The sequence below is a fragment of the Bifidobacterium pongonis genome (assembly GCF_019331805.1).
GTDB classification, from domain to species: Bacteria; Actinomycetota; Actinomycetes; order Actinomycetales; family Bifidobacteriaceae; genus Bifidobacterium; species Bifidobacterium pongonis.
In genome coordinates, this window is the sequence record NZ_JAHBBE010000028.1 from 13,453 (window position 1) to 34,495 (window position 21,043).

General features: G+C 60.2%; 21 protein-coding genes. 18 read left to right on the plus strand and 3 right to left on the minus strand.

Annotated elements, in window-relative coordinates; all coding sequences use genetic code 11:
* Positions 1-8: 8 nt before the first annotated feature.
* Positions 9-2,036 carry a M13 family metallopeptidase gene (locus tag KIH75_RS07475; RefSeq protein ID WP_219056152.1) on the minus strand — a complete coding sequence of 676 codons (2,028 nt, stop codon included), beginning with the start codon at positions 2,034-2,036 and terminating at the stop codon, positions 9-11.
* A gap of 205 nt (positions 2,037-2,241) precedes the next feature.
* Between KIH75_RS07475 and KIH75_RS07480 the strand changes: the two genes are divergently transcribed.
* From KIH75_RS07480 to KIH75_RS07490, 3 genes are all read left to right on the plus strand, one after another.
* Positions 2,242-2,847, plus strand: coding sequence for an HdeD family acid-resistance protein (locus KIH75_RS07480; protein WP_219056133.1), 606 nt, complete (start codon positions 2,242-2,244; stop codon positions 2,845-2,847).
* A gap of 24 nt (positions 2,848-2,871) precedes the next feature.
* Positions 2,872-3,648 carry a type I methionyl aminopeptidase gene (gene map, locus KIH75_RS07485; RefSeq protein ID WP_219056134.1) on the plus strand — a complete coding sequence of 259 codons (777 nt, stop codon included), beginning with the start codon at positions 2,872-2,874 and terminating at the stop codon, positions 3,646-3,648.
* A gap of 155 nt (positions 3,649-3,803) precedes the next feature.
* A complete protein-coding gene (locus KIH75_RS07490; RefSeq protein WP_219056135.1) occupies positions 3,804-5,096 on the plus strand; it encodes a citrate synthase in 1,293 nt (430 codons plus the stop codon).
* A gap of 151 nt (positions 5,097-5,247) precedes the next feature.
* On the opposite strand, the gene dapD is transcribed toward KIH75_RS07490, so the two are convergent.
* Together dapD and KIH75_RS07500 are read right to left on the minus strand one after the other, a co-directional pair.
* On the minus strand, positions 5,248-6,237 hold the full coding sequence (gene dapD, locus KIH75_RS07495) for a 2,3,4,5-tetrahydropyridine-2,6-dicarboxylate N-succinyltransferase (RefSeq protein WP_219056136.1): 990 nt from the start codon (positions 6,235-6,237) through the stop codon (positions 5,248-5,250).
* 141 nt (positions 6,238-6,378) lie between these two features.
* The gene (locus KIH75_RS07500; protein ID WP_219056137.1) at positions 6,379-7,026 is read right to left on the minus strand and encodes an alpha/beta hydrolase; all 648 of its coding nucleotides are present in this window, start codon (positions 7,024-7,026) and stop codon (positions 6,379-6,381) included.
* Between the two features lie 252 nt (positions 7,027-7,278).
* Here KIH75_RS07500 and KIH75_RS07505 point away from each other — a divergent pair, with 252 nt between their 5' ends.
* The 15 genes from KIH75_RS07505 to KIH75_RS07575 form a co-directional block, all read left to right on the plus strand.
* Positions 7,279-7,935, plus strand: coding sequence for an amino acid ABC transporter permease (locus tag KIH75_RS07505; protein WP_219056138.1), 657 nt, complete (start codon positions 7,279-7,281; stop codon positions 7,933-7,935).
* A complete protein-coding gene (locus KIH75_RS07510; protein WP_219056139.1) occupies positions 7,922-8,596 on the plus strand; it encodes an amino acid ABC transporter permease in 675 nt (224 codons plus the stop codon). Before KIH75_RS07505 ends, KIH75_RS07510 begins: the two co-directional genes overlap by 14 nt.
* On the plus strand, positions 8,589-9,449 hold the full coding sequence (locus KIH75_RS07515; protein ID WP_236028119.1) for an amino acid ABC transporter ATP-binding protein: 861 nt from the start codon (positions 8,589-8,591) through the stop codon (positions 9,447-9,449). Before KIH75_RS07510 ends, KIH75_RS07515 begins: the two co-directional genes overlap by 8 nt.
* Positions 9,450-9,464: 15 nt before the next feature.
* Entirely contained in the window at positions 9,465-10,361 is an 897-nt protein-coding gene (locus tag KIH75_RS07520) for a cysteine ABC transporter substrate-binding protein (RefSeq protein WP_219056140.1), read from the plus strand.
* Positions 10,362-10,660: 299 nt separating this feature from the next.
* Positions 10,661-11,659 carry a ketopantoate reductase family protein gene (locus KIH75_RS07525; protein ID WP_219056141.1) on the plus strand — a complete coding sequence of 333 codons (999 nt, stop codon included), beginning with the start codon at positions 10,661-10,663 and terminating at the stop codon, positions 11,657-11,659.
* A 71-nt stretch (positions 11,660-11,730) separates the two neighbouring features.
* Positions 11,731-12,600, plus strand: coding sequence for a MetQ/NlpA family ABC transporter substrate-binding protein (locus KIH75_RS07530; RefSeq protein WP_219056142.1), 870 nt, complete (start codon positions 11,731-11,733; stop codon positions 12,598-12,600).
* Between the two features lie 97 nt (positions 12,601-12,697).
* Positions 12,698-13,765, plus strand: coding sequence for a methionine ABC transporter ATP-binding protein (locus KIH75_RS07535; RefSeq protein ID WP_219056143.1), 1,068 nt, complete (start codon positions 12,698-12,700; stop codon positions 13,763-13,765).
* A 2-nt stretch (positions 13,766-13,767) separates the two neighbouring features.
* A complete protein-coding gene (locus KIH75_RS07540) occupies positions 13,768-14,427 on the plus strand; it encodes a methionine ABC transporter permease (protein ID WP_219056144.1) in 660 nt (219 codons plus the stop codon).
* A gap of 65 nt (positions 14,428-14,492) precedes the next feature.
* Positions 14,493-15,671 (plus strand): pyridoxal phosphate-dependent aminotransferase, encoded by a 1,179-nt coding sequence (locus KIH75_RS07545; RefSeq protein WP_219056145.1) that lies wholly within the window; start codon positions 14,493-14,495, stop codon positions 15,669-15,671.
* 388 nt (positions 15,672-16,059) lie between these two features.
* A complete protein-coding gene (locus KIH75_RS07550) occupies positions 16,060-16,932 on the plus strand; it encodes a transporter substrate-binding domain-containing protein (RefSeq protein WP_219056146.1) in 873 nt (290 codons plus the stop codon).
* A gap of 4 nt (positions 16,933-16,936) precedes the next feature.
* The gene (locus KIH75_RS07555; RefSeq protein ID WP_219056147.1) at positions 16,937-17,689 is read left to right on the plus strand and encodes an amino acid ABC transporter permease; all 753 of its coding nucleotides are present in this window, start codon (positions 16,937-16,939) and stop codon (positions 17,687-17,689) included.
* Positions 17,682-18,452 carry an amino acid ABC transporter ATP-binding protein gene (locus KIH75_RS07560; RefSeq protein ID WP_219056148.1) on the plus strand — a complete coding sequence of 257 codons (771 nt, stop codon included), beginning with the start codon at positions 17,682-17,684 and terminating at the stop codon, positions 18,450-18,452. The genes KIH75_RS07555 and KIH75_RS07560 overlap by 8 nt, the downstream gene beginning before the upstream one ends.
* 82 nt (positions 18,453-18,534) lie before the next feature.
* Positions 18,535-19,731, plus strand: a complete 1,197-nt coding sequence (locus KIH75_RS07565) for a glutathione S-transferase family protein (protein ID WP_219056149.1) — start codon at positions 18,535-18,537, stop codon at positions 19,729-19,731.
* 59 nt (positions 19,732-19,790) lie between these two features.
* Complete coding sequence (locus KIH75_RS07570; protein WP_219056150.1) at positions 19,791-20,312, plus strand: GNAT family N-acetyltransferase; 522 nt, start codon at positions 19,791-19,793, stop codon at positions 20,310-20,312.
* A 264-nt stretch (positions 20,313-20,576) separates the two neighbouring features.
* Positions 20,577-21,043: PLP-dependent transferase (locus KIH75_RS07575; RefSeq protein WP_219056151.1), on the plus strand; the 467-nt coding region annotated here is incomplete at its 3' end.

A 21,043-nucleotide genomic window follows, 5' to 3' on the forward strand; every position in this document is an offset into this window, starting at 1 on the left:
GGGAAACATCACCAGATGCGCACGCGATCGGCGGGATCAAGCCACATGGCATCACCCTCATGCACATCGAACGCCTTGGCGAACAGATCCACATTGCGCACGATGCCGTTGGTGCGGCACTCCGCGGGAGAATGCGGGTCGATCTGCAGATACTGTTCGGCCAGCTCGTCACGGTTCTTCGTACGCCAAATGGAGGCGTAGCTCAGGAAGAAGCGCTGCAGGCCGGTGAATCCGTCGATGACGGGAGCGCCGTCGAGAGAGTCTTCGATGGCCTGTGTGGACGCGTCCTTCGCGCGGCCGGCCGCCTCATCGAGCGCGAAGGCGTACGCCTTCAACGCGATGTTGACGCCGCCGAGATCGCCGATGTTCTCGCCGATGGTGAGCGCGCCATTGACATGAGGTGCCTTGTCCGGCTCGTCAGCGTACTTCTCGGCGAGCTGTGCGGGCACGAAGGCGTTGTACTGTTCGATCAGCGCCTTCGTACGGGCTTCGAAGTTCGCCTTATCCTCCGGAGTCCACCAGTCGTGGAGCTTGCCGTCGCCGTCATACTGCGAGCCCTGATCGTCGAAGCCGTGGCCGATCTCATGGCCGATCACCGCGCCGATGCCGCCATAATTCGCCGCATCCTCGGCCTGCGGGTCGAAGAACGGAGGCTGCAGGATCGCGGCGGGGAACACGATGACGTTCATGGACGGCTCGTAATAGGCGTTCACCGTCTGCGGGTTCATCAGCCATTCGTCCTTGTCGACGCTCTTACCGGCCTTGGAAAGCTGGTAGCCCGTCTCGTACAGGGACGCCGACTGCATGTTCCTGGCCAGCGGTGCGTCCTCGCTCACATGCAGCGCCGAATAATCGCGCCAATGGTTCGTATAGCCGATCTTCGCGGTGAACTTGCCGAGCTTCTCCAACGCCTTGGCCTTGGTATCCTCGCCCAGCCAATCGGAGTTCGTGATGGAGGCGCGGTAGGCGTCGATGAGATTCGACACCAGCTGCTCCATGCGCTTCTTGGAGCTTTCAGGGAAATGCCTGCGCACGTATTCGACGCCGACATCCTCGCCGCACACGCCGTTGACCAAGCTGACCGCACGCTTCCAACGTTCGCGCTGCACCTTCTGACCGGACAGCACCTTGCCATAGAAGTCGAAGTTCGTCTCATCGAAACGCGCACTCAGCATGGAAGCCGACCCGATGATCATATGCACACGCGCCCACAGCTTCAGATCCTCCAGATCGCTGGACTGCCAGAAGGAATCCAAGCCCTCCAGGAAGCTCGGCTCATGCACGATCGTACGGTTCAGAACGGTATGGAAGTCGATCGGCTGATCGGCGGACGCTTCGGAAGCGTCATACGCCTCCTGCCAGGATTCGACCCACGAATTCAGATCGAAATGCGACAACATGGAGGACAGTTCGTCATAACGGGTCGGATTGTAGGTCTTCACCGAATCGCGGGTGGCGACATTATCCCAATGATGCTTGGCGATCCGCGTCTCGACATCGAGGAAACGCTGCGCCTGCTCGTCCGCGGCGGAGTCGGAAGCGTAGCCCGCGTTCGCCAGCTGGGCGGCGACCATCTCGACATAGGCGCGGCGGATCGGCTCATAATGATCCTCACGGTAGTACGCCTCATCGGGAAGACCGAGGCCATCCTGCTCGATATGCGCGATATTGACATCCGGGTCGCCGGGATCGCCGTAAATGGCCATGCCGAACAGGTCCGGGCCGCCGGCAGGATTGATGAAGCCCAGCGCACGGGTCAGATCGGCCTTGGTCTGCGCTTCGTCGATGAGATCCAACGCCTCGCGGATCGGCTCGATGCCGGCCTTCTCGATGGCGTCGACGTCAAGGAAGGAACGGTACAGCGCACGGGACAGCGTGGCAGGGCAATCCTCGTCCTCAAGGATGTCCCTGATCTGGTTCTGCGCATCCTCGGCGAGCTTGTCGAAGGAGCCATAGCGGGAACGGTCGTCGGGCAGACGGTACGTGTCGATCCACGGCCCGTTGACGTAACGGAACAGGTCGGCGGAAGGCTTGATGACGGATGAGAACGATGCCGGATTTCAATGCTTCACTCATAACGTCAAGCCTAGCCGCAGCCACACCCTTGGCATAAAGCCTTACAAATCGCGGATTCTGTACGTACCGGAAACCGCAAACGGCTCGTACCATGGAAAGACGCTTCCCGTGAAAACGGCAAGAGGAACCGGCCGCACGTACCAGCGCGACCGGAAAGGAGGAATCATGACTGACTTCAACCCGATGAACAACATGCCCAACGGAGGCATGGACCCGTTCCGTCTCATCGAACAGACGTTGCCGCAACACGCCAAGAACCGCATCCGCGGCATGTACGGGGTGATCGGCATCGTATCCATCCTGCTCGGCGCGGCGCTGCTGTTCTGGCCGGGGCGCACCCTCGCCGTCGCGGCCGTCGTATTGGGCATCTACCTGCTCATCTCCGGCATGGTTCGCATCGTCACCGCCATCGTCGAACTCGGGCTCCCGGGCGGCTGGCGCGTGCTCGGCGTGCTGTTCGGCGCGCTGATGGTGGTCGGCGGCGTCATCATCGTCAGGAACACCTCACTGTCCGCGACCATGCTCACCATGCTGTTCACCATGACCGTCGGCATCGGCTGGCTGCTCGAAGGCATTATGACCCTGTTCGAATGCTGGAACGTGCCAAGCTCGGCATGGGCGGTGATCTACGCGCTGCTCTCCATCGTCGCCGGTTTCGTGGCCCTGTTCAACCCGTTCACCTCGACCGTATGGCTGCTGATGTTCGTCGCCATCGCCCTCATCGTGATCGGCATCATGGCCGTTATTCGCGCGATTCGTTTCGGAAAGTAAGAAGGGTAGCCTAGTCTAGGAACCATGATCGAAATCAAGACAGCCTCCGAGATCGAGGCGATGAAGCCCGCAGGACGTTTCGTTGCGGGAATCCTCAAGGAACTCAAGGAAACCACCAAGGTCGGCACCAATCTGCTGGAAATCGACGAATTCGTGCACAAGAAGATCGTCGACCGCAAAGGCGCCGAATCCTGCTACGTGGATTACGCCCCGGATTTCGGAACCGGACCGTTCGCCCACTACATCTGCACGTCCGTCAACGACGCCGTACTGCACGGCGTGCCGTACGACTACAGCCTGAAGGACGGCGATCTGGTCAGCCTCGACCTCGCCATCAGCGTGAACGGCTGGGTCGCCGACTCCGCGATCAGCTTCGTGGTCGGCAACGACCCCGACCCGGAGGACCTGAGGATCATCAAGTGCACCGAGGAGGCGCTCGCCGCCGCCATCGACGCGGCTCAGGCGGGCAACCGTCTGGGTGACGTCTGCAACGTCATCGGCGATGTGGCACGCACCTACGGCTACCCGATCAACCTTGAATTCGGCGGCCACGGTGTGGGTCACGTCATGCACGGCGACCCGCACGTGCCGAACGACGGCAAGGCGCATCACGGCTACAAGCTGCGCCCGGGCCTGGTCATCGCCATCGAACCGTGGTTCCTCAAGACCACCGACGAAATCTACCAGGATCCGAAGGACGGCTGGACCCTGCGTTCCGAGGACGGCTCCCGCGGCGCACACAGCGAACACACCATCGCCATCACCGACAACGGTCCGCTGATCCTCACGAAGCGCGACTGAAACCCGTCGAGCCCGACAATGGGGCCGGGATAAAAGGCCTCCCTTCCTCCGGGAAGGGAGGCCTTTTTGCTTTTTGAGATACCCGCCTCCGGTGAAACACCAATGCCCTATAGTTGAGCGATACTCACGAACCAACGGTGTAAGGAGCACGCGATATGGCCACAGCCCAGCTGCGCATCGACTCGAACAACTTCACCCTTCCGCTAGTGGAGGCTTCCGCCGGTGCCAACGGCATCGTCGTGTCCGATCTGAGAAACGACGGCTGGGTGACGCTCGACCCGGGCTTCCTGACCACGGCGCAGTGCGAATCGAAAATCACGTACATCGACGGCAAGAATTCCATCCTGCGCTACCGCGGCTATCCGATCGAGCAGCTGTGCGAACAGTCCGACTTCCTCGAAGTGGCCTGGCTGCTGCGCCACGGCGAACTACCCAGCAAGGAACAGTACGACCGATTCATCTCCGACATCAACCACCGCACGATGGTGGGGGAGGACTTCCGCACCTTCATGGGATCCTTCCCGCGCACCGCGCACCCGATGAGCGTCATGGCCTCCGCGGTGAACGCGCTCGCCACCTTCTACCCGGACACCACCGACATCGAGGATTCCGACCAGCTCGACGAGGCCGCGACCATCATCATGGCGAAGGCGCGCACCATCGTCAGCTACATCTTCCGCCGTCGCCGCGATGAGCCGATGCTGTACCCCGACTATTCGCGCGGCTACGTGGACGATTTCCTGCGCATGTGCTTCGCCGTGCCGTACGAGCCGTTCGATTCCGACCCGCTGTACGTGCACGCGCTCGGCAGACTGCTCATCATCCACGCCGACCATGAACAGAACTGCTCCACTTCCGTGGTGCGCATCGCCGGATCCGCACACGCCAACCTGTATTCCGCCGTCGCCGCGGGCATCAACGCATTGTCCGGACCGCTGCACGGCGGCGCGAACGAAGCCGTGCTCCGCCAGCTCAAGGCGATCCGTGATTCCGGTAAGACGGTGAAGGAATTCGTGGAGGACGCCAAGGCCAACGGCCAGCGCATCTCCGGACTCGGCCACCGCGTGTACAAGTCGTACGATCCGCGTGCGGCGATCGCCAAGGGCTACCTGGAGAAGATCATGGGCCGCGCCGATACGCTGAAACTGCCGGCGGACGAGCGTGCGCTGTTCGACGTCGCCACCGAATTGGAGAAGATCGCGCTGAACGACGATTACTTCGTCTCCCGCCATCTGTACCCGAACGTCGACTTCTACACGGGCCTGATCTACCGTGCCATCGGCTTCGACCCGGCCATGTTCACCACGTTGTTCGCGCTCGGCCGTATTCCGGGCTGGATCGCGCAGTACCGCGAGATGCTCGCCGACCCGAATACGAAGATCGGTCGCCCGCGTCAGGTGTACACCGGCTACACGAAGCGCGACTACGTTCCCATGGACAAGCGCTGAACCCGCCGCACTGGGCGGTCCATTCGGACGATTCTACGAATTGGGCGGTTCATTTGGACGAAATCGGGGCTGATTTCGTCCAAATGAACCGCCCAATGGTATATGTGCGGAGTGCCGGGCGCCGGAACGGTCCGGCGAGGGCTCAGAAGGTTCAGTTCTTGTGGAGCTTCTCGTTGAGCTCGATGCCGGTCTTGCGGTAACGGGCTTCGATGCGTCCGGACACGGAGTTGCGGATGAACAGGATGTTGTCCTTGCCGGACAGTTCCGCGCCCTTGACGGTTTCAAGCGGCTCGCCGACGGCGACCTTGGCCTTGTCGTAGATGGTGACCTTGGTGCCGGCGGTCACGTACAGGCCAGCTTCGACCACACAGTTGTCACCCAGCGAAATGCCGATGCCGGCGTTCGCGCCGAGCAGGGAATGCTCGCCGATGGAGTTCTTCAGCTTGCCGCCGCCGGACAGGGTGCCCATGATGGACGCGCCGCCGCCGATATCGGAGCCGTTGCCGACCACGACGCCCTGGGAGACGCGGCCTTCGACCATGGAGACGCCGAGGGTGCCGGCGTTGAAGTTCACGAAGCCGGCATGCATGACGGTGGTGCCTTCGGACAGGTGGGCGCCCAGACGCACGCGGTCGGCGTCGCCGATACGCACGCCGGTCGGCACGACATAGTCGACCATACGCGGGAACTTATCGATGGACAGCACGTTCACGTCGGCGCGCGGGGCCAGCGTGCCGGCCTGCGCCGCGGCGGACATCACATCAAGCTTGCGCAGCGCGAAATCATCGACCGCGAACGGGCCGTAATTGGTCCACACCACATTGTTCAGCTTGGCGAAGATGCCGTCGAGATTCAGGGTGTTCGGCTTGGCCAGACGCATGCTCAGCAAGTGCAGGCGCAAATAGGCGTCTTCGGCGCTTTCGATCGGCTCATCCAGCTTGGAGACGGTGAACACGGGGACGCGACGCACGCCACGGGCGTCTGCTTCGGCGTGCGCCAATGCGCCGAAATTATGATTGCCGCGGTCGGCTTCGGCGGGTGCCGCGCCGAGCGCGAGCTGCGGGTACCAGACGTCCAGGGTGTTGCCGGCGGCGTCGATGCTCGCCAGACCCCAACCGTATGCGGTTCTTTCGTCAGTCATTCTTTGCTCCTTATCAACGCGGGCATGCGCCGGGTCGGGCACGCCCGAACAATCATTGGCAACTGTACCGTGCCTTGGGGATGCGCTCGTGCCCGCTCTCGCAGAACGGTATGCGGCGTGAGCCGAGCGCGGGCGCCCGCGCTACATCTGCGGACGGATCAGCTCGTTCGATTCGAGGAACCGCTGTACGTCGCGCATCTCATCCAGGTTGATCGAATGGCCCATGCCGCTGTAGATATGTTCGCTCAGCGTGCCATGCGCACGCCAGAACGAGCTCATGGCGAGCACGTCGCGCGTGGGGAAGATGTTGTCCGCCGAACCATGCCCGTAGAACACCGGCGGTTGCGAGGGGACGAGCAGCTTATCGCCCGGAAGCGGGCCGGGGGCAAGCCATCCGGACAGGCTGATGGCGGCGGCATACCGGTTCGGATTGAAACGCAGCATATGCGTGGCGAGCAGACCGCCCTGTGAGAAGCCCATGGTGACGATCGGGCGTGAACCGTTGATATTGGCGGCAACCCAACGGTCAATCGCCTCAGCGGCCTCGTACGCCTGCTTGTCGAGCGACTGCCCTTCGGGAACGCCCTCATGCGCCCAATCGCCGAACCACGTGTACCCCATGCCGTAGGCGATGGGTGCGCGAAGCGAGGCGAAATCGGCGGAGGAAGCGCCGCAATACTGCAACAGATCAGGCAGGTCGAGCTCATTCGAACCCCAGCCGTGCAATAGAACGAAAACCGGATCGTTGCCCGAACCGCGAAGTCGGGTCAAAGCCTTGGTGATATCCATGCCCACCAGTGTATAACGCACGATGCGCCGGGCGCCCGGTCGCAGGTTGGTCACAAGCCGAACAGGTAGCGTTCCATAACAAGCCCCTATAACAACGCCGTAACCTGAACATGGTGTAGGCAATACAATGTTGCGCGGTTATGCCCGAAACGAACCTTATGAAGGCTCACACGGGTCCGATATTCTGGGAAAGCGGTCCGGAAACGGTGCCGCGCGAATATCGGTAACACAATGGAGAATGAAAGGGGTGTTATGTTCGACTGGTCGTTCGTCCAGCGCTACGCGCCTTTTTTCGTAAAGGGCATGGAGATGACGTTGTTCATCTCCGTGATAGGCATCATCCTGGCACTGGTCGTCGGTCTGGTATGTGCGGGCATCGAACTCGCCCGAGTGCCGGTCGCCAGGCAGATCGTGCGCATATACATCGAGATCAGCCGTAACACGCCGCTTCTGGTACAGCTGTATTTCCTGTTCTTCGGATTGCCGAAACTCGGCATCGTCTGGTCCGCGGAAACCTGCGCGATCGTGGGTCTCGGATTCCTCGGCGGTTCCTACATGGCGGAAGCCATGCGCGCCGGATTGCAGGCCGTGCCCGAAGTGCAGCGCGAAACCGCCTACGTATTGGGATTCACGCCGCTGCAATCCATCACACGCGTCGTCCTGCCGCAAGCCGTATCCGGCGCGATACCGGGCATCGTGGCCAACGTGATCTTCCTGTTCAAGGAATCCTCCGTGGTGTCCGCCATCGCGCTCGCCGACGTGATGTACATGGCCAAGGATCTCATCGGCATGTACTACAACACTTACGAATCGTTGGCGATGCTCATCGTGAGCTACCTGATCGTGCTGCTGCCGATCTCGCTGATCGGCACTTGGCTGGAGAGGAGGTTCGACTATGCAAGGCGCTGAGATTCTCCTTCAGCCGGGCGTGATGCCGCGACTGCTGCAAGGCCTGTGGGTCACGGTGTGGATCGCCGCGACATCCGTGATCGTATCCGTTCCGGTGGGTCTGATCGTCGGATGGCTGATGACGTTGAAGAATCCGGTGGTTCGCGTGCTGATGCGCATCTACCTTGATTTCATCCGCATCATGCCGCAGCTCGCGCTGCTGTTCCTCGCCTACTACGGTTTCGCGCGATGGTTCGACTGGAATCTGGACGCGACCGGCGCCTGCGTGCTCGTGTTCATCCTCTGGGGTGGCGCCGAACTGGGCGATCTGGTGCGCGGCGCATTGCAGTCGATCCCCGAAATCCAATCCGAATCGGCGTATGTGCTGGGCTTGAGCAACTGGCAGAGCTTCGTGCATGTGATTCTGCCGCAGGCGCTGCGCAGACTGTTGCCCGCCTCGGTGAATCTGGCGACGCGTATCGTGAAAACCACGTCGCTGGCCGTGCTGCTCGGCGTGGTCGAGGTGATCAAGGTCGGCCAGCAGATCATCGACGCGAACCGATTCCAATACCCGACCGGAACCCTGTGGATCTACGGGGTGATCTTCTTCATGTATTTCATCGTGTGCTGGCCGCTTTCCATCGTGGCCCGTCGACTTGAGAAAAGGTGGGCAAATGACTGATACCACTGAAACCGCTGATACCACTGAAACCGCCGTCAACCCGGCAGGCGCGAAGACGGGCGCCGCCGCGCTGTCCGTCAGGAACCTGAGCAAGCAGTACGCCAACGCCGAACGGCGTGTGCTCGACGGCGTGAGCTTCGACGTGCCCAAAGGGCGCGTGCTGGTGGTGGTCGGCCCATCCGGTTCCGGCAAATCCACGCTGCTGCGCACCATCGCCGGACTGGAACCGATCCAGGGCGGCGAAATCGCGTTGAACGGCAAGGTCATCGAAACCGGCAAGCCGGGCACCGAGAAAGCCGGGCGCTCCCAGCGTTCCAGCGAACTGCGCACGCATATCGGCATGGTGTTCCAAAGCTATGAGCTGTTCCCGAACAAAACCGTGCTCGGCAACGTCATGATGGCGCCCCTGCTGGTACAGAAGCGCGACAAGGCCGAAGTCGAACGCGAAGCCTTGGAACTGCTCGGCAAGGTCGGCCTCGCCGATCGCAAGGATTCCTGGCCGCATGAACTGTCGGGCGGCCAGCGTCAGCGCATCGCCATCTGCCGTGCGCTCATCCTGCACCCGGAAGTGCTGCTGCTCGACGAAATCACTGCGGCGCTTGACCCCGAAATGGTGCGTGAAGTGCTCGACGTGGTAATCGGGCTCGCCCGCGCGGGGCAGACGATGGTCATCGTCACGCATGAAATGCGTTTCGCACGCGCCGTCGCCGACGAGATCATCCTGCTTGAGGACGGGCATATCGTCGAACATTCCACCGATCCGGAACGGTTCTTCTCCGAGCCCGAAACGGATCGCGCGCGCAGATTCCTGCGCACTTTTGAATTTGAGCGTGCATCGCACGATCAGCAATAGAGAAGAAGGTACATCATGAAGTTCAACATCAAACCGTTGAAAGCCATCATCGCAGCATCCGCCGCGCTGATCATGGGCGCTTCCCTCGCCGCGTGCGGTCCGAGCGCCTCCTCGCCGAGCGACGCCTCGTCGTCCGACACCACCACGTCCTCCAATGCCAAGGCCCGCAGCCTCGACGAAATCAAGAAGTCCGGCGAGATCAAGATCGCCGTGTTCTCCGACAAGGCGCCGTTCGGCTACGTGGACAAGGACGGCAAGAACGCCGGCTACGACGTGGTCTTCGCCGAGCGTCTCGCCAAGGATCTGGGTGTGAAGGTCAAGTACACCTCCGTCGATCCGGCCGCCCGCGTCGACGTGCTCACCTCCAACAAGGTCGACATCACCCTGGCCAACTTCACCGTCACCGACGAGCGCAAGGAGAAGGTCGACTTCGCCAAGCCGTACATGAAGGTCGCGCTGGGCGTCGTCTCCCCGGAGAGCGCCGAGATCACCGACGTGAGCCAACTCAAGGGCAAGACCCTGATCATCGCCAAGGGCACCACCGCGGAAACCTACTTCGAGAAGAACTGCCCTGACGTGAAGCTGCAGAAGTACGATCAGTACGCCGACGCCTACAACGCGCTGCTCGACGGCCGTGGCGACGCGTTCTCCACCGACAACACCGAGGTGCTCGCCTGGGCCAAGTCCAACAAGGGCTTCAAGGTCGGCATCACCAAGCTCGGCGACGAGGACACCATCGCGCCCGCCGTGCAGAAGGGCAACACGGAACTGCTCAACTGGATCAACGACGAGATCGACAAGCTCGGCAAGGAGAACTTCTTCCACAAGGATTACGAGGAGACCCTGCAGCCGGTGTACGGCGATGAGGTCGATCCGGATGACATTGTGGTCGAAGGTGGCAAGGTCGACTGAACGGTCGATTGATCCGATAAGTTGATCGGAACGCCGTAACGGCACACGACATACGACATACGGCATATGGCATATGGCATATGGCATATGGGCCCGTCCAGATATGGACGGGCCTTTTTCATGCCCGAGTCGCACGAAATCCAGCCGATAATGCTTTATAGACGGGCCTTATAGGCGCTCAAACCCTTCATAACAAGAGCGTATAGCCACGCCGATTCATCGCGGTCGAATCCCGTATAGGTTATGGGTATCGGCGGTCGCAAGACCGGAATCGGTACGAGAGAAGGGAGCGCCCAACCATGAAATACGCGGTGATCGGAGCCGGCGGAATGGGTATCCAGTACGGTGTGCTGCTGCAGGAATTCGCGCACAAGGACGTCGATTTCATCGACACATGGAAGCCGAACGTCGAGAAGATCCGCGAACAGGGCGGCGCATACGTTTCCCAGGATGGTCAGGATCGCCATCTGGTGCCGATCGACGTGTACTACCCGGAGGAATACCACGGCGAACCGGACGTGTGGATCGTGTTCCTCAAGCAGATGCAGCTCGACGGCGTGCTCAAGCGCTGCGCCCACCTGTTCAAGGACCATCAGATCGTGTTCTCCGCGATGAACGGATACGGTCACTTCGAGAAGCTCAACGAATACTTCCCCAAGGACCATATCTACGGCGGTACGGCGCTGATCGGCGCATACGTGTACGGGCCGGGCGATTTCAACTTCACCGGTGGCGCCCACGCCAAAGCCATGAACATGTGCGCATACGACGAGCAGACCAGGCCAGTCGAGCAGGAGCTGTACGAGGATTTCAAGGCAGCCACGCTCAACCCGACCATCGTGGACAACTTCATCGGCATGTGTATGGCGAAGATCGTGTTCAACTCGGTGCTCAACACCCTGTGCACGATGTACCAGATCCGATTCGGCGAATTCCACGCGCATCCCGACGCACGCTGGCTCACCGAACAGCTCGTCGACGAAGCCTATGGTGCTGCGGAAGCAGCCGGATACCGTCTGCTCGGCACCAGGGAAAGCGAAGTCGAAACGATCCTGCATACCGCCGGCGTGGCGCATCCGCTGCACTACCCGTCCATGTACCAGGACCTCACCAAGGGGCGTCCGACCGAAGTGGACTACATCAACGGTTACATCGCGCGAGTCGGCCGTGAACACGGTTACGTATGCAAGCTGCATGAGTTCCTCACCAGGGAAGTGCACCTCGCGGAACGCGCTTTCGCCATCCACAACCCGGAAATCGTGGCGCAGGCGAAGGCCGACGCCGAAGCGAGCAAGTAATCGGCGTCATCGGAACAATCAACACACTTCAACGTACTTCAACACATACGCAGACAAGAGAGAGGGAAACCATGACCATCAACATTCTTAAGACGAACGGCATCAAACGTGCCATTGCGGCGGTCGTCGCGGCGGCTGCGCTCGTATCCGTGGCGGCATGCGGCAACTCGTCCTCCGCCTCCAGCGATGCCAACGGCTCCGCATCCGGCAAGGTCACGAAGATCACCGTGGGCGTGTGCCCCGGCCCGTACGGCGACATGGTCGACAAGGTCATCGCGCCGCTGCTCAAGGATGACGGCTACGAGCTCAAGACCAAGCTCTTCAACGACTACGTGCAGCCCGACAAGGCACTCGCCTCCGGATCCATTCAGGCCAACCTGATGCAGCACATCAACTACCTGAAGAAGTTCACGAAGGACAATAACCTCGACCTCACCTCGCTCGGCCAGGTGCCGACGTTGGGCTTGGGCATCTACTCCAACAAGTACAAGTCCATCAAGGACATCAAGGACGGTTCCACCGTGTCCATCGCGGCGGACGGCTCCAACCTGGCCCGCTCGCTCGGCGTTCTCGAACAGCAGGGACTCGTGACGCTCAAGGACGGCATCGACGCGACCAAGGCCTCCGTCAACGACATCGCCTCCAACCCGAAGAACCTTAAGATCAAGACCCTTGACGCCGCGCAGCTCGCACGCTCCGTCAGCACCGTCGATGTGGCGCTCGTGCCCGGCAACTTCGCTTGGGCGGCTGGACTCAAGCCGTCCGAAGCGCTCGCCACCGAAAAGCAGGATGAAGGCGTGATCAACGTGTTCGTCGTCAACACCAAGGACGCCGACTCCGACTTCGGCAAGGCCGTCAAGAAGCTGCTCGTCAGCCAGGAGTTCAAGGATGCCATCGCCAAGAGCGAATTCAAGGACTTCGGCAAGCCGACCACGTGGTGATCACACACGACCAACCGACCATCGACCGGCCCGCATGCGTCGCATCCGCGCCCATGCGGGCCTTCGCGGTCCAAACACAACGAGGAAACGAGGAGCAATGAGCGTCATCGAACTGCGTGACGTATCCGTCACCTTCCGTGAACGGGGGCGGACCGTCGAAGCGGTCAAACATGTGAGCCTGAGCGTCGATAAAGGCGAGATCTTCGGCATCGTAGGATTCTCCGGGGCTGGTAAAAGCACGCTGGTACGCACCATCAACCTGCTGGAACGCCCCACCGGCGGAAGCGTGTTCATCGACGGCAAGGACATCACGAACGTGAACGGCGCCGACCTGCGTGACCTGCGCAAGCGCATCGGATTCATTTTCCAAGGGTTCAACCTCATCACCAACGTCACCGTCGGCAAGAACATCGAATTCGCGCTCAAAGCCGGAGGCTACCCGAAGGACCAGTGGGCGGGGCGCGTGCGTGAGCTGCTTGCGCTCGTCGGCCTGGAAAACAAGATCGACAGCTATCCGTCCAGCCTGTCCGGCGGGCAGAAGCAGCGCGTTTCGATCGCGCGTGCGCTCGCCAACAAGCCGGAGATCCTGCTGTGCGATGAGGCGACCAGCGCGTTGGATCTCGAAACCACCGAGGGAATTCTGGAACTGCTGCGCCACATCAATAAGGAACTGGGCATCACCATCGTGTTCATCACCCATCAGCTGGATGTGGCCAAAAGCATCTTCGACCGCGTGGCGGTGATGGAAAACGGCGTCGTCGTGGAACAGGGCGACACCTTCGACGTGTTCAGTGCGCCGAAGCACCCCACCACCAAGGCGCTTGTGGAACGCTACCTTGGCATCGCGGTACCGCCGCAGCTTGTGCCGTCGCTGCCGGACGGGACCATCGTGGAACTCCGGTACAAGGGTGAATCGGCGCTCGAACCGCTGATCAGCGCCGTCGCGCAACGGTACGGCGTGACCATCGACGTGCTGCACGCGAACGTCGAATACTTCGGGGCGCAGGCCATCGGCATTCTCATCGTGCTGGTGGCGGGCGGCGGCGACGCGCTCGGCCAGGCTCTGGTCGACTTGCGCGAGCATGTGTTCGGTTACCGCGAGATTGACCGGGCCGCATTGACGGCTGCGCGTGGCGCCAACGATTCCGCGGACAAGGAGGCATGATCATGAGTGAAACACTGGAAATCCTGCAGGAGAATCTTGGCCAGGCCTTGCTCGACACCGCGTACATGGTCATGGTTTCGGCGATTATCGGTATCGTGCTGGGAACGCTTATCGCATTGCTGCTGTATTTGACCGAGAACCGGCTGTTCAAGCCGAATCATGCGGTGAACGTCATCGTCGGATTCATCGTGAACGCGATCCGATCGCTGCCGTTCCTGATTCTGATGGTCGTGCTGATTCCCGTCGTGCAGCTTCTGATCGGAGACCCGTATACGCCCACGGGTGGCGCGATCTCCCTGTCGATTGCGGCCGTGCCGTTCTTCGCGCGTATCGCCGAAAGCGCGTTCTCCGAAGTCGATCCAGGTTTGCTGGAAGCGGCGATCTCCACGGGCGCCACCACGCGGCAGATCATCGTCGACGCGATTTTCCCGCAGGCATTGCCCTCGTTCATCCGTGGCGTGGTGCTCACCATCATTTCGCTGATCGGCTATTCGGCGATGGTCGGCACAATCGGTGCCGGCGGCATTGGCGATATGGCCATTCAGTACGGCTACAACCGGTATGAGACCGGTGTGCTGGTGGCGATCGTGATCATTCTGATCGTGCTGGTGCAGATCATCCAGTGGATCGGCGATTGGGCGGCGCGCAAGGTCACGCACTGACCGATGCGCCGCAGGGCGTGACCGGTGCGAACCGGCCCGCATGGCATGAATAGGTAGGTTCCATTATGACTTCCCATGGTTCTCCGGTGGCGTTCACCACGGTCGCCCAGTCGATTCCGCCGAACGTGTTCGCGGACATGGATCGCAAGGTTGCCGCCGCAGTGGCGGGCGGCGCCGACGTGATCGATCTGGCGAAAGGCAATCCGGACGCGTTCCCCGCCGAATTCATCCGCGATGTCGCCAAAGCGGCCGTGGATGATCCGGCGAACGCCCGATATTCGCCCTTCGATGGCAAGCCGAGTTTTCTGCGGGCGGCGGCGAACTGGTACCGCGATACGTATGGTGTTGAGGTCGATTGGCGTACGCAGCTGTTCACGGTGGAAGGCGCGGTCGACGGTTTGGCCGCGCTGACCGCGGTGCTGGTTTCGCCGGGCGATGCGGTCGCCTTCGCCGACCCGTACTATCCCTCATACCATTGCATGACGGTGATGGCGCAAGGCGAGGAGGTGCTGCTGCCTTCGCTGGCGGAACGCGGGTTCCTTCCCGATCTCGATGCGGTGCCGGGGGAGACGTGGGATCGCGTCAAAGTGCTGATCCTCAACTATCCGAACAATCCGACCGGGGCGCAGGCGCCGCGCGAATTCCTCGAACGGGCGATCGAACTGGCGCACGAGCACCGTTTTGTGATCATCCAGGATTTCGCCTACGCGGGGCTTGGCGTGAAGGACCAGCAGATCAGTATCCTGTCGCTGCCGGGCGCGTTCGATGTGGCCGTGGAGGTGTGCTCGCTGTCGAAGATGTATGCGATGGCCGGTTGGCGTGCCGGGTTCATCGCGGGCAACGACGACATTGTGAGCCATGTGAAGCAGTACCACTACCAGATGGGGTCCATGGTGACGTCCAGCATCCAGGACGCGGGTGCGGCGGCACTGACTTCCGATCAGAGCTGCGTGCGTGAACTGGCGGAACGCTATGCGCGGCGGCGTGACATCGTCGCGGGCGGATTGCGCGGTTTCGGCTTGGACGTGTTCGATTCACCTGGCGGCATCTACGCCTGGGTGCATGCGCCCGAAGGCCTGGATGGCGAAGGGGTCGCCGATCTGCTGTTGGAACGTGCCGCCGTGGCCGCGCTGCCCGGCACCTGCTTCGGCAAGGTCGGCAAGGATTACGTGCGGTTCAGCCTGCTGAAGTCGGAGGACCTGCTGCGCGAGGCCGTGAGGCGGGTTGGCGCGGTGGTTGGGTAACGCCTTTCGTACCTGCGTACGAAACCGCGAATACGCAAGGGGTACCGGAACCCGTCTGATTGGCACGACGTATTATGAGCGTCATGCCGATTGGGCGGGTTCGCACGTTATGGGGGCGAAGATGCTTTCATATCGCTTTATCGTGACGATAATCGCCTTGCAATTCTCGCGCCTATTATCATATTTTTGACTATTTCGTAATCATTGGAGACTGCGAAATAGCGCATATAGAAGTTGAAATAATGGCGCGTTATCAATTCCATAATCGCTGGGGTTTGATAGCGGCTTATAGATTAAGGCGATTATTCCCTAGCTGTGTCGGCTTAATGCGGTGATTATCTTATGAACCATCACAGCAAGTTTTCATTTGAGTTTGGAGTAATGTCATATGTCTCGTATCGTGAAGAAATTCACTTCCGCAATCGCAGTGTTCGCGATATCGACCATTGTGCTTTCCGGATGTGGCGCTGGTAACGGTTCATCCAACACGTCCAAGGAAGCCACGGCAGACAACCCGCGTATCATCAACGCGGCGACCGGCGGCAGCCCTGCTCCGTTCATTCTGAAGACGACCGATGGCGGTCTGGAAGGCCAGAACTATGATCTGCTCAACGCGATCTTCGACAAGCTTCCCCAGTACAAGCTCAAGTGGAACACCGTCGAATTCAGCGCGATCTTCACGGGCCTGGATGCTGGCCGCTATCAGATCGGCGTCAATAACATCGCGAAGAACAAGGAACGCGAAGCGAAATACCTGTACAGCGATCCGATCTACGTCGATCGTTATGCCATCGAAGTCGCGAATGATTCCGATCTGGTGAACAAGAAGATAACGTCTCTGGGCGATCTGGCCGGATACACCGCGTTGCTCGACTCCGGAACCAACACCGCTTTGGCCGTTGAAAACTGGAACAAGGCCAATCCCGACAAGCAGATCAAAACCAAGTACGTCGGCACCGGTTCGGATTTGACCAGCAAGCTGCGCAATGTGGAAAACGGCCAGGCCGATTTCGCCATCGACGATGTGCCGATCTTCAACTATTACAAGAAGAAGGTTGGTTTGCAGTTGACCGGCATCGACGCTGGCGATGAATTCACCAAGTCGCTGGGCAACGATGCGTACTGCTATGTGATCTTCCCCAAGGGGGAGGAACAGCTCGCCAAGGACGTCAACAAGGCGCTGAAGGAGCTGTTCAAGGACGGAACCTCCACCAAGCTCAACAACAAGTGGTTTGGCACTGATTTGACTCCGAAGGAGTAAGGCCTTGCCGGATCTATTTGATATCAAGCTTGTCTTCACGCAGATTCCGCAGCTGCTCAAATATCTGCCGGTGACATTGGAGCTCACCGTGGCGGCCGGAATCGTAGGACTCATCCTGGGTGCGGCCATTGCGCTGGTACGTATCAAGAAGATTCCCGTACTCAATCAGCTTGTCATCTTCTACGTCTCGCTGGTGCGAGGCACGCCGATCATCGTGCAGCTGTACATCAGCTACTTCGGAATCCCCATCTTCCTCAAATACCTCAACTACTGGAACGGTACGAACTTCGACGTCAACGGCATTCCCCCGGTGGTGTTCGCCATTCTGGCGCTGGCCATCAACCAGTCCGCGTTCATGTCGGAAATCATGAGGGCCGCGCTCCTCGCGGTCGATGACGGACAGGTCGAAGCCGCCGAATCGCTGGGCATGACGGCGAACCAAGTGCGTATGCGCGTTCTGCTGCCGCAGGCCGGAATCGTGGCTCTGCCCGGCCTGATGAACTCCCTCATTGGACTCATCAAGGGCACATCGCTGGCATTCGTGTGCGCGGTCGTCGAAATGACGGCCGAAGGTCAGATCCTGGCCGGTGCCACATACCGCTACTTCGAAATGTATTGCTCTCTCGCCATCATCTACTGGGTCATCACCATGATCCTGGAATGGTTGGCGCGACTGTTGGAAAAGAAACTCTCGGTTCCCGAGCAAGCTCCGGAACTCAAGCAAGTCATTCAGGAAGGGGCATTGGCCAATGATTAAGATTCGCAATCTCGTCAAGCGATTCAACAAGCATACGGTCCTCGACGGAATCGATCTGGATATCGAGCCGGGAGAGGTGGTGGCCTTCATCGGTCCGTCCGGAACCGGCAAGTCGACGTTCCTGCGTTCGCTCAACCTTCTGGAGAAGCCGGACAGCGGAACGATCCAGTTCGACGACGCCACGTACGATCTTGCGCACATCTCCAAGAAGGAGACGCTTCGTCTGCGCCGCAACACTTCCATGGTGTTCCAGAGCTTCAACCTGTTCAAGAACCGCACCGTTCTGGAGAACGTGGAGGAGGGGCTCAGGGTAGTCAAGAAGCTGCCGAAGAACGAAGCGAAGGAGTATGCGCTGGCCGAACTTCGCAATGTCGGACTTGAAGCCTACCAGGACCATTATCCGCAGCATCTGTCGGGTGGTCAGCAGCAGCGCGTCGCCATCGCAAGGGCGCTGTCCATGAAGCCCAAGCTGCTTCTGCTCGACGAGCCGACCTCGGCCCTTGACCCCGAACGAGTCAAGGAAGTGCAGGACACCATCACTCTGGCCGCACAGGAGGGGAACACCATGCTTCTGGTGTCCCATGAGATGGGATTCGTGCGCAAGATCGCCTCGCGTGTGCTGTTCATCGAAAACGGCAAGATCGTGGAACAAGGTAATCCGGAGGAGATTTTCTCCCATCCGAAGACGCCTCGTCTGCGTTCGTTCCTGTCCGATATCGAATCCTACGATTCCAAGCCCGTAGTGCTCAGCCCGCTCGCTTGATACGGAACTTGATACGGAACACATCGGAATCTGACTGACGGCCGATCGGCCGCAATACATCGAATTTTGAAAGGGAAAACAAATGGCATTCGGATTGAATAATGGCAACGCGTCCGCGACGCTGCATCTCGACAGGACGGCCAACGCCTGCGGCGTGCGTGCCCATCGCAAGCAGACGGAGGACCCGCAGGGGCGTAACCGTCCGGCAGAGGAAACGACCGTCGAACAGACGCCGGATGGTGCTTTCCGCCGCCAACGCAACGAGTTCACCGTACGCTTCGGCACCCAGCCCGGCCAGGCTCCCGTGGAAGCCGGACGCTACCATGTGCTTGGCGCGACCGGATGCGGTTGGAATCGTCGTCAACGCATCGTGATCCGTCTGCTGGGACTGTGGGATGTGTTCACCCCGGAGATCATCTATGGCCGTGACGAGCATGGCTGGAAGCTTACCCACCCTGAAGGCGGCGTGGCTGAAAAGTTCGGTTATGAGCGCCTCAACGATGCTTACAAGGTCACGGACCCGAACTATCAGGGAAGAGCAACCTCGCCCACCGTCATCGACATGACCACCGGCAAGGTGGTGACCAACAACTACCACATTCTGAGCATCGATCTTGAGACGGCCTTCAAGCCGTTCCACAAGCCCGGCGCCCCCGACCTGTACCCGGAGGATCTGCGACAGGAGATCGACCTGCTCAACCAGCAGATCTTCGATGACGTCAACAACGGTACCTACAAGGTCAATTTCGCCACATCCAAGGGGGCGGCGAAGGCCGCCTACGAGGTCTTCAAAGCGCGTCTGGCCGACTACGACTTCCGCTTGGCATCGAGGCGTTACCTGTTCGGTCCGAATCTGACGGATTCCGACGTCCGCCTGTTCCAAACCCTGGAATCGTACGAAATCGGCTACAGGCCGGAATTCCTGGAAAGCCTTGGCCTTTCCGATGACGAAGTGGTGCACGTGTGGGATTACCCGAACCTGTTCGCCTATGCGCGTGACCTGTTCCAGACGCCGGGATTCATCGACGACCAGGAACTGTTCGATCTGGGATACGTGCCGGACGAAAACGGCGATTATGCTCGCGATCCGTTCTCCCCGGCCGATCACACCCTGCAGTCCGTCAAGGATGAGCGCAAGGCGCTGTACGAGCGTTGGCTTGAACCCGCGGGCCGTGAAGCGCTGTCCGGTTCGCCCTACTATTCCGGTCCGGGCGTCGGCGGCTCGTTCGAACTGTGGCAGTTCGGCCCCGAATCCGCATCCCAGCCCTTCCGCGGCTGAGCTCATACGATTCGGAACCGGCAGTTGAATACGCATGATGATTGGACGGAAAAGGAACGATGACTGATCTGGAATTGGAACATCGCGATATTGGGCATGGCGTAACGATCCGAAGGGCCGAAGAGCGTGAATACGATCAGGTCGGTCAGGTCCTGTTGGAGGCGTTCGTCTCCAGCGGCAAAATCACCGAACTGTACCGTCGTCGACTGTTGGGTATTACGCCGCGCAGCGAAACCGAGGATGTCTGGGTCGCGGAAGACTCGGATGGGCAGATCATCGGCGCGTACCTGACGCCGAAACCCGATCATCTTGAAGAACCAGGCACCTTCGGCTTCAACACGCTTGGCGTGCTGCCTGCCGCACGAGGCAAAGGCGTGGGTGGAGCGTTCGTCCACCATGCGTTGGATCTGGCACGGTCCTACGGGTTGCACAAGGTGCTGATCCATTCCGGCCCCGGTATGTTGGACGCTCACAGGTTGTACCAGCATTGCGGATTCGTCAGGCATCGTGAACTGGAAACGCTGGTGGTCGACGGAGGTCAGCGGCTTCTGGTCTTCATCTATGAGATCGAGGACGACTGACCGCATATCGGATTATGAATCGGTCTTTCGCATGCGTGCAGTGCGAAAGACCGATTTCGTTTTCCGCCATCATATGAACGCGTCATAAACCGGAATGATAAGTGTTTGCGCGCCTTATAACCAAGGGCGATAAGCGGCGGCGCGTGGCGGATTCTCCAAGGGAGTTAAGTAGGGAACCGTGATCGCGAGAACATCGTGCGAACAGCACGAACGACACGCGACAAGGAACCGACATTGAAACCTACAACCCAAGGGGGTGCGCACATGACACGATTCAACACTCAGCTCGTCCACGGTCTGCCGATCAACGACAACAACACCGGAGCCGTGAACCCGCCGATCTACAATTCGTCCACTTATGCTTTCGAATCGGTCGAGTCCATGCCCCGCTGGGATTACGCGCGCAGCGGCAACCCGACCCGTGAATTCCTGGAGCGTCAGATCGCACAGCTCGAACACGGCACCCGCGGCTTCGCGTTCGGTTCCGGCCTGGCAGCCATCCACGCCGTACTGTCCATCTTCAAGCCCGGCGATCGCATCGTCGTCGGCAAGAACATCTACGGCGGCACCTACTCGCTGTTCAACGAGTATTTCACCCGTTGGGGCGTGAACGTCGAAGCCGTGGACACCGCCGACTACAAGGCGCTCGACGCCGCAGTCGCCGGCCGTGACGGTGAGGAAGCGGCCAAGGCCGTGTATTTCGAAGTGCTGACCAACCCGCTGCTGCAGGT